18 protein-coding genes and 1 riboswitch are annotated in these 13,412 nt (G+C 36.6%); of the genes, 5 read left to right on the forward strand and 13 right to left on the reverse strand.

The annotated features are described in order from the left end of the window. Window positions 1-15: 15 nt before the first annotated feature. Together msrA and RM573_RS07530 are read right to left on the reverse strand one after the other, a co-directional pair. On the reverse strand, window positions 16-555 hold the full coding sequence (msrA, locus tag RM573_RS07525; RefSeq protein ID WP_311579602.1) for a peptide-methionine (S)-S-oxide reductase MsrA: 540 nt from the start codon (window positions 553-555) through the stop codon (window positions 16-18). A gap of 175 nt (window positions 556-730) precedes the next feature. Further along, on the reverse strand, window positions 731-1,843 hold the full coding sequence (locus RM573_RS07530; protein ID WP_311579605.1) for a DUF3083 family protein: 1,113 nt from the start codon (window positions 1,841-1,843) through the stop codon (window positions 731-733). 188 nt (window positions 1,844-2,031) lie between these two features. Between RM573_RS07530 and RM573_RS07535 the strand changes: the two genes are divergently transcribed. Together RM573_RS07535 and rmf are read left to right on the forward strand one after the other, a co-directional pair. After that, window positions 2,032-2,250, forward strand: a complete 219-nt coding sequence (locus RM573_RS07535) for a DUF3820 family protein (RefSeq protein WP_311579608.1) — start codon at window positions 2,032-2,034, stop codon at window positions 2,248-2,250. Between the two features lie 291 nt (window positions 2,251-2,541). Next, window positions 2,542-2,715: a ribosome modulation factor gene (rmf, locus tag RM573_RS07540; protein ID WP_311579611.1), complete on the forward strand. Its 174-nt coding sequence runs from the start codon at window positions 2,542-2,544 to the stop codon at window positions 2,713-2,715. Window positions 2,716-2,844: 129 nt separating this feature from the next. Here rmf and RM573_RS07545 read toward each other — a convergent pair whose 3' ends face one another. The 10 genes from RM573_RS07545 to moaA form a co-directional block, all read right to left on the reverse strand. Continuing rightward, the gene (locus tag RM573_RS07545; RefSeq protein ID WP_311579614.1) at window positions 2,845-3,594 is read right to left on the reverse strand and encodes a HesA/MoeB/ThiF family protein; all 750 of its coding nucleotides are present in this window, start codon (window positions 3,592-3,594) and stop codon (window positions 2,845-2,847) included. A gap of 55 nt (window positions 3,595-3,649) precedes the next feature. Then, on the reverse strand, window positions 3,650-4,747 hold the full coding sequence (modC, locus tag RM573_RS07550) for a molybdenum ABC transporter ATP-binding protein (protein WP_311579617.1): 1,098 nt from the start codon (window positions 4,745-4,747) through the stop codon (window positions 3,650-3,652). Between the two features lie 17 nt (window positions 4,748-4,764). Beyond that, window positions 4,765-5,457 carry a molybdate ABC transporter permease subunit gene (modB, locus tag RM573_RS07555; RefSeq protein ID WP_311579619.1) on the reverse strand — a complete coding sequence of 231 codons (693 nt, stop codon included), beginning with the start codon at window positions 5,455-5,457 and terminating at the stop codon, window positions 4,765-4,767. Next, on the reverse strand, window positions 5,450-6,289 hold the full coding sequence (gene modA, locus RM573_RS07560; protein ID WP_311579622.1) for a molybdate ABC transporter substrate-binding protein: 840 nt from the start codon (window positions 6,287-6,289) through the stop codon (window positions 5,450-5,452). Before modA ends, modB begins: the two co-directional genes overlap by 8 nt. 3 nt (window positions 6,290-6,292) lie before the next feature. Further along, complete coding sequence (gene moaE, locus RM573_RS07565) at window positions 6,293-6,769, reverse strand: molybdopterin synthase catalytic subunit MoaE (protein ID WP_311579624.1); 477 nt, start codon at window positions 6,767-6,769, stop codon at window positions 6,293-6,295. Between the two features lies 1 nt (window position 6,770). After that, entirely contained in the window at window positions 6,771-7,016 is a 246-nt protein-coding gene (gene moaD / locus RM573_RS07570) for a molybdopterin converting factor subunit 1 (protein ID WP_311579626.1), read from the reverse strand. An 82-nt stretch (window positions 7,017-7,098) separates the two neighbouring features. Then, a complete protein-coding gene (gene moaC / locus RM573_RS07575) occupies window positions 7,099-7,590 on the reverse strand; it encodes a cyclic pyranopterin monophosphate synthase MoaC (RefSeq protein WP_311579629.1) in 492 nt (163 codons plus the stop codon). Next, window positions 7,590-8,144 carry a molybdenum cofactor biosynthesis protein B gene (gene moaB, locus RM573_RS07580; protein ID WP_311579631.1) on the reverse strand — a complete coding sequence of 185 codons (555 nt, stop codon included), beginning with the start codon at window positions 8,142-8,144 and terminating at the stop codon, window positions 7,590-7,592. Before moaB ends, moaC begins: the two co-directional genes overlap by 1 nt. Further along, window positions 8,137-8,847, reverse strand: a complete 711-nt coding sequence (gene mobA, locus RM573_RS07585) for a molybdenum cofactor guanylyltransferase (RefSeq protein ID WP_311579633.1) — start codon at window positions 8,845-8,847, stop codon at window positions 8,137-8,139. The genes moaB and mobA overlap by 8 nt, the downstream gene beginning before the upstream one ends. A 3-nt stretch (window positions 8,848-8,850) precedes the next feature. Beyond that, window positions 8,851-9,822: a GTP 3',8-cyclase MoaA gene (gene moaA / locus RM573_RS07590; RefSeq protein WP_311579636.1), complete on the reverse strand. Its 972-nt coding sequence runs from the start codon at window positions 9,820-9,822 to the stop codon at window positions 8,851-8,853. Then, window positions 9,809-9,962, reverse strand: a riboswitch (molybdenum cofactor riboswitch). (Overlaps the previous gene by 14 nt.) A gap of 144 nt (window positions 9,963-10,106) precedes the next feature. Between moaA and moeA the strand changes: the two genes are divergently transcribed. Both moeA and RM573_RS07600 read left to right on the forward strand, forming a co-directional pair. Continuing rightward, on the forward strand, window positions 10,107-11,342 hold the full coding sequence (gene moeA / locus RM573_RS07595; RefSeq protein WP_311579639.1) for a molybdopterin molybdotransferase MoeA: 1,236 nt from the start codon (window positions 10,107-10,109) through the stop codon (window positions 11,340-11,342). Window positions 11,343-11,402: 60 nt separating this feature from the next. Continuing rightward, window positions 11,403-12,119: an alpha/beta fold hydrolase gene (locus RM573_RS07600; RefSeq protein WP_311579641.1), complete on the forward strand. Its 717-nt coding sequence runs from the start codon at window positions 11,403-11,405 to the stop codon at window positions 12,117-12,119. Between the two features lie 173 nt (window positions 12,120-12,292). Here RM573_RS07600 and RM573_RS07605 read toward each other — a convergent pair whose 3' ends face one another. Continuing rightward, window positions 12,293-12,643: a DUF3718 domain-containing protein gene (locus tag RM573_RS07605; protein WP_311579645.1), complete on the reverse strand. Its 351-nt coding sequence runs from the start codon at window positions 12,641-12,643 to the stop codon at window positions 12,293-12,295. A gap of 436 nt (window positions 12,644-13,079) precedes the next feature. On the opposite strand from RM573_RS07605, the gene RM573_RS07610 reads away from it, so the two are divergent. Further along, the gene (locus tag RM573_RS07610) at window positions 13,080-13,394 is read left to right on the forward strand and encodes a YebG family protein (protein ID WP_311579647.1); all 315 of its coding nucleotides are present in this window, start codon (window positions 13,080-13,082) and stop codon (window positions 13,392-13,394) included. Window positions 13,395-13,412: the final 18 nt, after the last annotated feature.

Here is a 13,412-nt window from a genome sequence, read left to right on the forward strand (position 1 = left end):
TTCTTAATTTAGTCTTTATGCATCTTTCAATAGATGTGAAAAGTTGTTTAAAAACTTCTGTATCTTTTTAGCAACCACTAACTGACAATATTGATTGTCAGTGTTGTTGTTATAATAATCTTGATGGTAATCTTCAGCGGCATAATAATTCTTTTTATGCTCGACAACTGTCACAATGTCATCTTCAAATGCATTTGAGTCGGTTAACTGTTTGATTTTTTCTAATGCTGCAGCTTGTTGCTCATCATTTTCTACAACAATAATTGACCGGTATTGGCTGCCAATATCATTGCCTTGACGATTAAGTGTTGTTGGATCATGAATGGCAAAAAATACCTCTAAAATTGTCTCGAATGAAACTATCGCAGGATCAAATTCTACCTTTACTACTTCTGCATGATTCGTTGTTCCTGAACAGACTTGTTCATAGCTTGGGTTTTCTATATCTCCATTGGCGTAACCACTCACTACCTTTGTAATGCCTTTGACCCTTGAAAAAATATTTTCAATACACCAAAAACAGCCACCACCTAAGGTTATTTCTTCTAAGTTCATTGCTAAAGCCTATTTAGTAACTTGCTTCATAGATAAAGTGAAACAATCTTTAAAAAGAAAGGGCAATATAATCAATTGTCACGGCAAGGTCTATGTTAATTTAAGCGGATTAAATGCTATGACTGTTTGTGAAAAAGCTCGGTGCAATAATGATATATTGCACCGCAAGCGTTGATTATAAGTTGTACGCAACATGTTGATGAAATCGGATGATAAGTTCTTCTTTGTTGCCGGGTATTTCAAGCTCAGCGGCCAATAATCGCATCGCTTGTTCAATTTGATTAATAAAACGTCCGAAGCGATTGTCTGTACCATCAAGCTTAGTTGCAACAAAAATAAATTGAACATTATCAACAAGTTGATCTGCTTGCCATTTACTTACTAAACCGCAAGGACTTTGTTCAGGGTTATAACCTAACATTTGTAGTTCGCCGACACGAGATACAATTTCATGAAGGCTATAACGCACGATTGGTACTAAACCATTTGCTATTAAAGCACCATTATTTAAATTAAACCTTTTTGCTACCATAGAAAACGTATCAGTTAAAAAGGTGTATAACGGGTTGTACGGATCTTTCGAACTTGGGTCTATGTCGACCATATTTAACAAACGGTTATTAATGGTTAAGTTGATTATCGCGTAAGTAATCGCTGAATTTTCTGTCGGTAAAGTCACAGCTTGGCTTTGGTAGCGCTGATCAATACTACGAAGTTTATGAGCAACAGAGCTTGTGCAGCCTTTGTTCTTGGCAAAAATATCGTAAGTGATATGTTGATGATCTCTGACTCGAAGATCCCCTTCTTTTAATGCTAATTGTTGGCAATAATATTTTAGAAGTTTTGTGACTTTTTGGTGAAATTCAGCCGCATTAACCCTAATGTCATTGCCAGAGGCTAAAAATAACAAGGTAATTTTATTCGCTCTGGCATTGGCATCAAAAAATGAATTTTGTAATTCATGTATTTGCGGATCATAGTAAAACAATATTTGTTGGCTAGTTTGCCATTGGTGCATTTCTTGGCTATAGCGCACTCTAACGAGTTTATCATTGGCAACAAACACACTGCTCTTTATGTTAAAATCATTACTTAACGTAAACAGTAATTGTGATAAGTATTGATAAAACTGAAAGTAAGGTTGTTTGCTGTCTTCAGAAAAATCGGGAGAAATTTGCGTTAACAAAGCATCCGATAGTTGAAACTCTGCCAGGATATACTGATTATCACGATTGTTTGACGGAATATAGGCTTTATTTGCCGCACTTCTTTTTCGAACTATTGACATTGAATGTCCTTATTTGAATGCATAAATATCTAAATAATGCTGAAATTATATGGGTAACTTGTGACAAATTTATGTCAGACACTTTGTTAAAATAAGTTAAACTTTGGCGAGTTAGCCTTTACTATTTAGCGTATTAATTAATAATAATGCACAATAAAAACACTAATATTATTTACAGTTAGGAAATTATGCTTTCAGATCAACAAGCGCTTATTCGCGCCGTAAATCAAGTGATGCCTTTTGGGAAATATGCCGGACGAAAATTGCTGCAATTACCCGAGCCTTATTTAGTATGGTTTCATAGTAAAGGGTTTCCTGAAGGTAAATTAGGCGAACAATTAGCACTGATGTATGAAGTAAAATTAAATGGTTTGGAAAAAATGTTAGAACCCTTGTTAGAAAGTTAATGGTGATTATTTTAACTTTCGTTAAATGATTTTCTTATATAAAAATACTTTTTATTAGCTTTAGATCTAATCCAATTTTAATAACAATCTGTTTTTCAAACACTTCTTTTTTGTTCAAAAAACAGTCGAGTCTTAGCAGCTTAAAATTTCAAATTTTTGACACTTTTATGATCATTTTCAACTTGCTTTAAAAAAATAAATGTTCTTAAATGAAGTGTCAGTTGTTAATTCTTACTGATAAAGAAAACTAAAGAAAAACTATACTTATCATCTGGTTATGGAGACTCGTATATGAGAAGACAGAAAAGAGATCGTTTAGGTAGAGCGCATTCAAATGGTTACCAAGCAGGCCTGTCAGGTAAAAATAAAGAAAATTGTCCTTATCAAAATACTGATGCAAAATCTGAATGGTTAGGGGGATGGCGCGAAGCCGTTACTGACCGAAATTCTGGATTATTTAAATAGGCATTAATTTCTAATTACGCTAATTAATCACCTTAGAAAACGGGTAGAGCCCTCAATATTGAGGGCTTTTTTATGCGTATGTTTTTTAATTTTATCACACGTTATTATTTCGGTTATGCAATAGTAAAATTAATTGCTCTGGCATATGGGGCAATTTACTTGTTTTGTAATGTTGAATTGTTGCCATTGATTGTGTAAGCCATCATAAACGTTTAATTGATTATGTTTAACTTCAATGCCAGCTAATAACTTGATGGCTTGTAATGCTTGTAATCCGGCAATAATTGCTAAAACTGGTCCCATAATACCTACAGTTTGACAGTTGTTTTTGGGAGCTGTTTCAGAAATCGGAAAGAAACATTGATAGCAAGCCGCATTCTCTTTTCTAGCATCAACGACAAGTTGTTGTCCATCAAAGCCTGTTGCTGCACCTAGAATAAACGGTTTTTTGTGTTCAACACATAATCTATTGACTAAATAACGCGTCTCGATATTGTCGCTACAATCAATAACTGCATCAACTTGCGGTATATAAAATTGGCCGAGTTCTTCATCAAGCATTTCATCAATGACTTCAATGTGTGTATCGCTATTGTTTTTAGTGAGTTTTTCTGCCGCGCAATCGGCTTTATTTTGGTGTAAATCTGACTCGCCGAATAACACTTGTCGCTGTAGGTTTGTCACATCAACGTTATCACCATCGGCAATGATTATTTTGCCGACGCCTGCGGCATTTAAATACATAGCAACGGGGTTACCTAAGCCACCCATTCCAACAATAAGCACACTCGCATTACGCAATTTTAATTGGCCATTTTCGCCAATATGCTTAAGCATGGTTTGTCTGCTGTACCTTAGTTGTTCTTGTGATGTAAGCACATGGTTCTCGCTGGTTATAAAATAAAACTAATCAAAATAATAAACGTTATTCAAGCTAAATGGTCAATGTTCGCACCGCACTTGCCTTAAATTGAATATAGACAGCTTGGTTGATGCTTAACGATAACTTATCGAGAGAATAGCTTGAAATACTGGCAAAAAACGTTTGTTGCTGACAGGTTAACGTAAGTAATACTTGTGACTCAACTTGAGATATCTTTGTGATTTTGCCATAGAGTTGATTGACGATCGAACTACTCGTTGGCTCTATAGTGGCAATACTGATATCACTGGCAAAGATATAACAACGTAAAGAATTCAGTTGTGTTAACGCTAGTTTATCTTTCTCGGTTAAGTGATCAATCATCATAAAAATAAATTGGTCATCACATGCTAATTTTACTAAACCATATTGGTTATTTATCTCTGCAACTTTTACAGATAAGCTGGTTTGTTGCTTAATTAACTGTGTACTATTTAATTGGTGTAAAACTTGATGAACCTCGCCTGAATTTATGATTTTTCCACGCTCAATTACTATTAATTGTTCTGCAAGTTGCTGTAATTCTTCACTACTGTGGCTGACATAAACCATAGGTAAGTTTAATTTTTTATTAACCGTTTTCAGTAAAATTAATAACTCTTTTTTGCTTTGTCGATCTAAAGCACTTAGTGGCTCATCTAATAACAGTAATGCCGGCTCTGATAATACCGCCCGCGCTAAGGCGACTTTTTGCTGCTCGCCACCGGAAAGTTCAGTTACTTTTTTATTTAATAAAGTGCTGAGATTGGTTAATTCGATGATTTCTTGTTTAGTTAATTTACTGTGTTGGCAACGCTTAATCGCAAACTCTAAATTCTCTGAAACAGTTAAATGAGGAAACAATCTAGGCTCTTGAAACACCATGGATATATGACGATTCTCTGCGTTTATATTTTGCTTATTTTTAGTATCAAGTAACATACGGTCGTTAAAAGATATTTTGCCTTTAACGTGTTTATCAAGTCCGGCAATTGCCCGTAGGAGGCTGGTTTTTCCTGAGCCAGAGTGTCCAAAAACTCCAACAATGCCAGAAAAAGACAAACATTGCTGAATCACTAATGAAAATGGACCTTTAGTTGATTCAAGGTTAAGAGTTAAACGATTCTTCAAGAGAAATTATCCATGCTTTAACGTATCACTTTCTTTGATTTTATCGGTTGATGATTGAGCAAATAAATCGCAGATAATAAAACTAATGAGGCGATCACTAAACTGATGGCCAAAGTATGTGCTTGCGAATAATTAAACGCTTCAACATGATCAAATAGAGCGATTGACAGCACTCGGGTTTCACCCGGTATATTGCCGCCTATCATTAAAACTACGCCAAATTCGCCCACGGTATGTGCAAAGCCTAAACTGGCAGCGGTAATAAAACTCGCTCTTGTCATAGGGAAAACTAAAGTGAAAAATCGGTCTAACGGACCAGCTCTTAACATGGCTCCGGCTTCTAGATAATCATTTCCTAATTGTTCAAAGGCTTTTTGTAGTGGTTGCACCACAAAAGGTAAGGAGTAAAAAATAGATCCTATCACCAAAGCACTAAAACTAAAGGCTAACTGTTGCCCTGTAAGCTCTTGCCATATTTGCCCCGGGAGATATTGAGGTGAAAAAGCAATTAATAGGTAAAAACCCAATACCGTTGGCGGTAAAACTAAGGGCAGGGCAACGATTGCTTCAATAAATACTTTACTCCGGCTGGTCATTTTCGCTAAAAACCAAGCTAATGGTGTGCCAATTATCATCAGAAAAAACGTAGTTAGTCCAGCCATTTTAAGCGTCGTGACTAATGCTAAACCGTCGTCAGAGAGCTCAATCATTATCTCGTCCTTTTAAACTGATGAATGGAATGACCGGCTGATAACCTAAACTTGCAATGATTTGTTGGCTTTCCCTTGATAATAAATAGTCACTAAGCGATTGGCTTGGCGAAATATTTTTACTACCAGATAAGATAACGAGTTGTTGTTCAATAGGTTGATAATATTGATTTGGTATTTTGATACCAGATAAATTATTTAAGATCAGTTGGCTATCGGCTAATATACCGAGAGCAACAGCGCCACTTCTTACTTGTTGGAATGTTTGATTAATATTACTGCCCATAATTAATCGTTTTGAACTGATTTTTGGCCAAAGCTCTGTAGTTTCTAAAGTTTGCTTGGCGGCAACACCGTAAGGGGCAATTGCTGGGTTGGCAATAGCCATTCGTAAACTGTTTGCTTGTATTTCCTGTAACAAGCTTTGAAAAGTTGGCAAATTATTTTTCGTTTTGTTATCGCTTTGCCATGAGGATGACCAAAATGAAATAGTCCCAAAAGCATAAGTTTTTAAACTGTTTTCAAGGGCGAGACCAGCGGCGACAAGCCTAGAAGGTCTTAATTTATCGGCAGCAATAAAAATATCAAAAGGAGCGCCGTGATGAATTTGTTGAAATAAATTACCCGTAGAGCCAATAAATAACTGTGTGTTGATACCGCTTTGTTGTTCAAATTTAGGTAATAACTTTTTTAAGGTTGGGGCAAAATTCGCTGAAACGGCAATATTAAGTTTTTTTTCTAGCAGCGCTGATGAACCTTTGGCAAGTATCGCTTGCGAAGTTAACAATGCGAAACAAAACCATGTAGCGGAGAAAAAATTAACTTTCATCATAGTTTAAGATTGCCAGAGTTTTGCTTTAGCTTCATCACTTTGCTTAGCTTCTAACCAACTTTCTACTCCATCACTTAATTCCTTTTTCCAAAATGGCGCGCTCACTTTTAAATAATCCATAATAAACTCGCAAGCGGAAAAAGCATCTTGTCGGTGTTTACTGGTTACGCCAACAAAAACAATTTGTTCGCCTACTTTTAGCTGGCCAATACGATGTATAACGGTAATTCTTCCTATTTGCCATTTTTGTTGAGCTTGCTCAATGATGCTGTGTAAGGACTTTTCAGTCATGCCTGGATAATGTTCTAGGAATAAACCACTGACTTTTTTGCCGAGATTATTGTTTCTTACTCTACCGCTAAAAGTGACAACTGCACCGTCTTCATCATTTTGCTTCTCTAACAAATCAACTTCATCTGTTAAGTTAAAATCAGCGGTTTGAATGGCAATTTTGACTGATGAATCATTTTTAACGTCCATGTTATCCCCCCGTTACTGGTGGAAAAAATGCAACTTCATCACCGCAGTTAACAGGATGTTCTTTGCTTACCATGTTTTGATTAACCGCATAAAGCATGCTTTGAGAAAATGCTGTCTGCCATTGTGGGTTCAAGGCAAGTAGAGCGTTAATCACATCGGCAACGGTTGCTGGTTTTTCTACGTGTATTGTAATTTGGTCACTGCCTAGTTGTTCACGCAGCGCGGCAAAAAATAATACTTTTATCATAGGACTCTCGTTTTATTTTCAGGTATTTTTCTAACGTATTCTTTTATTGGTTTGCAGTGGCTTTTATCGCGTAATCGAAAAACTATGCCTGCCAGTTTCCTGACTTTCCACCTTCTTTAGTTAATACTTTAATGCCAAATATTTCCATTGAAGGGTCTGCTGCTTTACACATATCAAACAATGTTAAGCAAGCGACAGAAACGGCAGTTAAGGCTTCCATTTCAACGCCGGTTTGCCCTGTTAACCGGCATAAGCTGGTGACTTTTATTTCGTTTTTCTGACTGTTAATTTCAAAGTCGACATGCACTTTTGTCAACATTAATGGATGACATAAAGGAATTAAATCGCTGCACTTTTTAGCGGCTTGGATGCCGGCAATACGCGCAACGGCAAAAACATCGCCTTTTTTGTTATCGCCTTGCTGTATTAACGCGAGGGTTTCTGCCGTCATTTTTATGAAACCTACGGCGGTTGCGGTTCTTGATGTCATCGCTTTTTCAGTGACATCAACCATATTAGCTTCGCCTTTTGAGTTAACGTGGCTCAAGGCGACTTCTTTATTTGGCGCTGTCATTAGCTTCTTGTCTCACATTGTTCAGTATTAATATTTAAATGAGGTACAAAATTACATGGTCGATGACTCGCGTCTAATTGTTCTTTGATTAATTTATCCCAAGCGGTACGACATGCGTTAGTTGAACCAGGTACACATAAAATAACGGTTTGATTAGCTATGCCACCAAAAGCACGAGATTGAATCGTCGAAGTACCAATTTCATCTAAGGAAATAGCACGAAATATTTCACCAAACCCTTCTACATTTTTATCAAAAAGTGGCAATAAAGCCTCTGGTGTATTATCGCGTAGCGTAAAGCCTGTACCGCCAGTGCTGATAACTGCATGAATATTTTCATCGGCAATCCATTGAGAAACAGTGGCGCGTAATTGATAAACGTCATCTTTAACAATAGTTTTTGCTGCTAATTTGTGCCCTGATGAGGTAACACGCTCTGCTAATAATTGCCCTGACGTATCATTTGATTCATCACGTGTATCTGACACGGTTAATACGGCAATGTTGAGGGGAATAAATGCTTTACTGTTGTGATTATTCGCTGAACTAGACATGATCTTTCCTGTTTTGCACAATAGTGTTGTTAAACTTTTGCTTAGCTTGTTGCCATTGCTCGGGGGTATTGGCATTAAACAAGCATTGTGAATTTTTAGGGATTAATGTTTTATGCGGTGTTTGCATTAATAATGCTTTAATCGAAGGCCCTTTAACCGCAGGTTTATCTTTAGTTTGGTGAAAGCCCGCTGAATTATCAGAGGATAAATGTGGTTTAAAGGGCAAAAAGCTTTGCTCAAAAAACTGTTTAACAAACGCATTTACGGGCAAATATAATGGCAACATAGAATTGTGAAAAAAAGTCGCCTTTTGTGATAATTCCCCAGCACGTTTCAGTTGCAGTAATGATTGACTGTCTATTAAAGGCAAGTCAACCGGCAAAATTAACATGGCTTTTGGTTGGTACTTGTTGAGCACAGTATAAATACCGCCCATTGGACCTAATTGCTCATATTGATCGGCAATACCATGATTTTTTCCGCTAACAATAATCTCATCCACGCCTGCATTTTTTAATTGTTGTTTACTATACGACAACATATTTTCTTGAGGCGGATGCTCATTTTGTCGGTTATCACTTTGTCGATAATCACTTTGTCGGTTAAGTAATGCTTTATCACTCCCCATTCTAGAGGATAAACCACCTGTTAATACTACCCCTAAACAATGTTGATTCAGTATTATATTTGCTGCTGTTTTCATCGATTAGCCACCCAGCATTGCCAAGTTTTTTGTCGCACCCGTGATTTTGTCATGGAGAAAATGCGTCGCTTTTTTATCACTCATCATGGCAACAATTTGTTGTTTTAACGGTTCCACATCATCTTGTTGTAAATACTCTTTTAATGACAAGCCTGCTTCGGTAAATAAACACAAATGAAGTTTCCCTAAAGCACTGATTCTTAACCGATTACAAGTGTTACAAAAGTCTTTGCTGTATGGCATGATCAAACCAACTTTTCCTTGATAATCAGGGTGATAAAATTCTTGAGCAGGGCCAGACGATTTATCACGAATAGATGGCAGCCATCCGTCAAGAAGCAAGTTCTGTTTAATTCGAGACGCTTGAACATGTTGCTTATTAAAAAAATCCTGATTATCACCTGTTTGCATTAATTCGATAAAACGCAAGGTAACTGGGGTATCTTTTAACCAATCTAAATAGGTTTTTATGTCATAACCATTAAATTCACGCATTAACACCGTATTAATTTTTACGGATGTTTTACCACTTGCCAATGCCATATCAATACCCTTTAAAATTTTAGGTAATTTGTCATGGCCGGTAATGGCATGGAATTGTCTTGGATCTAAACTATCAATACTAATATTAAGCGCATCAAGGCCAGCATCTAACCAAGGGTTAATATGTTCAGGTAATTTATAGCCGTTAGACGTTAATGCGACTTTTTTGATGTGTTCGGTTTGTTTACAGGCAGCAATAATGTCGGGAAGATCTTTTCGTAATGAAGGCTCACCACCAGTGATACGAATTTTTTCCGTGCCTAATTGACCAAAGGCTTTGGCCACTCTTTGTATTTCAGCAAACGATAAAAAATCACGGTCGTGATCACATTGATAACCATCGGGTAAACAATAGTTACAACGAAAATTACAGACGTCGGTAATCGATAGGCGTAAGTAATAAAACTTACGACCAAAATTGTCAGTTAACATTCCACCTTTCCAAATGTCGGGAGGCTAATATGTTTCCACATTAACCCTGGCGATTAAAAAATAATCACGGCTAAAATCACGTATCTGTTTCACGAAAGTAAAACAAAGTTAGCAATAGAAGCTCGGCGAATAATCAATATAATATAACATAGTTATGACTAGATGATATGATAATTAACGATGTTCCTAGTTGATTTGAATCAAACAAAAACGACGCAATTGACTCGAAGTTCATTGTGGATTATCAGATAATATTGATATCAATAATTTTAAGGTAAATACAAATGGTTGATTGTTGTTCAGCTCCGGGCTTACTCCCTTTTGAGCAGGCGTTAGAAAATATGTTAACGGTGGTCAAACCGATTAGTGATACAGAGCAAGTTACGTTGAAAAATGCGTTAGGAAGAGTCTTAGCACAAGATATTAAAAGTCCAGTAAATGTCCCGCCAAATGATAATTCTGCAATGGATGGTTACACATTTTCATCGCAAAGCTTAGCTGAAAATAACACCCTGAAATTGGTTGGACGCTCGATGGCTGGTGCGCCTTTTACAGGTGAATGTAAAGCGGGTGAATGTGTACGTATCATGACTGGCGCTAAAGTACCTGCTGATTGCGATACCGTTGAAATGCAAGAAAATTGTCAGGTTGATGGTGAAAATATTACTTTTTTATCGGCAAGAAAACGTGCGGATAATGTGAGAAGTAAGGGAGAAGATATTGCTAAAGAGCAAATTGTTTTTCTTACAGGACGAGAGTTAACGGCTATCGACATTGGCGTGCTAGCTTCCTTAGGTATTGATAAAGTAACGGTTTTTAGAAAACTTAAGGTCGCGTTAATTTCAACCGGCGATGAATTAAAAAAACCAGGACAGTCGCTTAATGATGGTGATATTTACGAAAGCAATAGTCAGTTCTTAACATCATTATTGACTAAACTCGGTGCAGAAATTATTGATTTTGGTATTGTTGGAGACGTAGAAACAAGTATTTTTACCGCTTTTAAAAAAGCCGATGATGTTGCTGATGTGGTGATTTCATCTGGTGGTGTTTCTGTTGGAGACGCTGATTATACCAAAACGGTCCTTGAAGCTTTGGGTAAAATAGCATTTTGGAAAATCGCCATGAAACCCGGAAAACCTTTTGCTTTTGGCACGCTTACTAAGGCATATTTTTTTGGTTTACCAGGTAACCCCGTTTCTGCCTTAGTCACTGCTCATCAGTTAGCACTTCCCGCGTTATTAAAAATGCAGCAAGTTAATCGTGAACAACCGTTAACATTGAAAGCGAAAACTACCCAAGTTTTAAAAAAATCACCAGGGAGAATGGATTTTCAGCGGGGTATTCTAAGTCAGGATGAAAATGGTGATTTACAAGTTACTTCAACGGGCAGTCAAGGCTCTGGCATATTGACCAGTATGGCTGCAGCCAATTGTTATATCGTTCTTGCGGCTGAGCAAGGGAAAGTGAATCAAGGTGAATGGGTTAAGGTACAAATGTTTGATAAATACTTACAATAGTTTTACCTATTTATAGACAACTTTTGTTGGCTTAATTTTTAATGAGTTTGGTTTTTGACTATGCGACAGTCTCTCTATTTATTACCTGGTACTATGTGTGATGCACGCCTATGGCAGCCAATGATTTCAGCCTTGGAAGTGTTGAGTGACATTCATTTTGATTTTCACTTTTTAACTATTGTTCAAAAGCCAACAATCAATGACATTCTTGATGATATAAAACAGCAACTGCCAGATGAAAAAGTCGTCCTATTAGGATTTTCATTAGGGGGATATTTGGCATCTGCTTTTCTATTAAAATATCCTCAATTGATTGAAAAACTATTGGTGATAGCCAATATGCCATGTGCTTTGCCAGAAAGAGAAATGAAAGAGCGTGCTCGAGCGGTTGCTTGGATCAAAAGGAATGGCTATGCCGGTATTGCGCGAAAACGAATATTAGCTTTATTAGATAAAAGTGCACATCATCGCAACGATATCGTGTCTTTGATTGAAAATATGGATAAATCATTGGGGCAAGAGGCACTCGTTCATCAATTATTGGCCACAACCAAACGAGAGAATATTTTTCATCAACTAGCGTTACTCAATCAGAAAAAATATTTTTGTGTCGGTGAAAATGATCCTTTAGTTTCGATATCATCGTTGACGGATTTCCAACAACTCGATAAAAACATGACCTTAACTATTTTTGAACAAGCCGGCCATATGTTGCCATTAGAAAAGCCAAAGGCACTGGCTCATTGGTTAATGGGAAATCTAACTAATCATACATAAAAACTTACTGTTATTCAGTGTGTTAAGCGTGCTTAATTACAGCGTGGAAGTTAAAGTTAATCATTGACTATGTTCAGCAAACAGCAAGCAATTGAAGAAGGTTCGCTTCAAATTGCTCTGCCGTTGTCGCTTAAACATCATCAGGGATAGGGAACTTTTGCTTCTTGCTCTGACTATTCGACAAATTTTACGTCGATTTTACTCAGCGCTGCTACATCCGTAATACTTACATTCCCGTTTAAGCTTTTCTCAAGTTTTGCTGCTACTTTATATGAACCATGGTTTCTAGCAAAATCAGTAATATCGTCACCATTGCACATTACCTTATTGGCAACTGCTTTGTTATTTAACCGATAAGATTTCATGGTTTTGTTAAATTTCAACATGCTATTGGTAGTAGATGCTTTACAAACTTCAATTAAAGAATCTTCTATATATTTGTCCATTGCTGAACTAGTAAAACTCGTGCCTGCTAATAATGTCAATGTAATGGCCGCTGTAATGGTTGATTTAATTTTATTCATGATAACGCTCCTAAAAATATCTAAAGTGGTAAAACGACATTTGCAAAATTGCTATGTACAACTTAATAGTGGCGTTTTTTTCAATAAAAGTTGCAAGATTTATCTGGATGAATGTAAGGAAAATCTACGGTGTAATTTTAATGGAGAGGATTCTATTGTTATGATTTAAAAGGGAAATCTGTCTAGTTTGCAAGTTGTTTTTATGGAGTTGTGTCATGGATATTTACATTCATCGTTAAAATGACACAAATTAAATGAGGAATATGTCAGTCGTCGCATGATGGTTAACAGGTTAATTTTCATGTTTTAGTTAATTTATATTGCATTTTTTGCCAAAAAAGATATTCTACTGTTTTTATATACAGCTCTTGTAGTGCGCATTGCTTCGTTTATGATGTACTTACCAGAGTAGCTTTTCGTTAAATAAGGGAAAACAATGGCCGTTGAAAGTCGATTTGTTGTCATAAGACAAGGTGTGGAGGTAGAAACATTTATGGATAAGAAAGCCGCAGATGAATATGACAAGATGTTAGATATGGCTGATAGTCTTGCTGAACTATTTGAAAGTGCCACGATAGAATTATCGGAAAATATGCGAGAAGAACTCAGTGTTTATATTGCTCAACATAGGGAACAAGTGCTTATTGCCTTGCAAGCTAAGAAACCTAAAGTCGCAAAAAAACAAGTCCAAAAAGTGGAAGACAATAATAGTGCTGCTAAGGAAACTGAGCGTAAAAGTGATGCAGCATAGTCGTTAACTGATAGCTTT

Source organism: Thalassotalea castellviae, from assembly GCF_031846185.1.
Classification (GTDB): Bacteria; Pseudomonadota; Gammaproteobacteria; order Enterobacterales; family Alteromonadaceae; genus Thalassotalea_H; species Thalassotalea_H castellviae.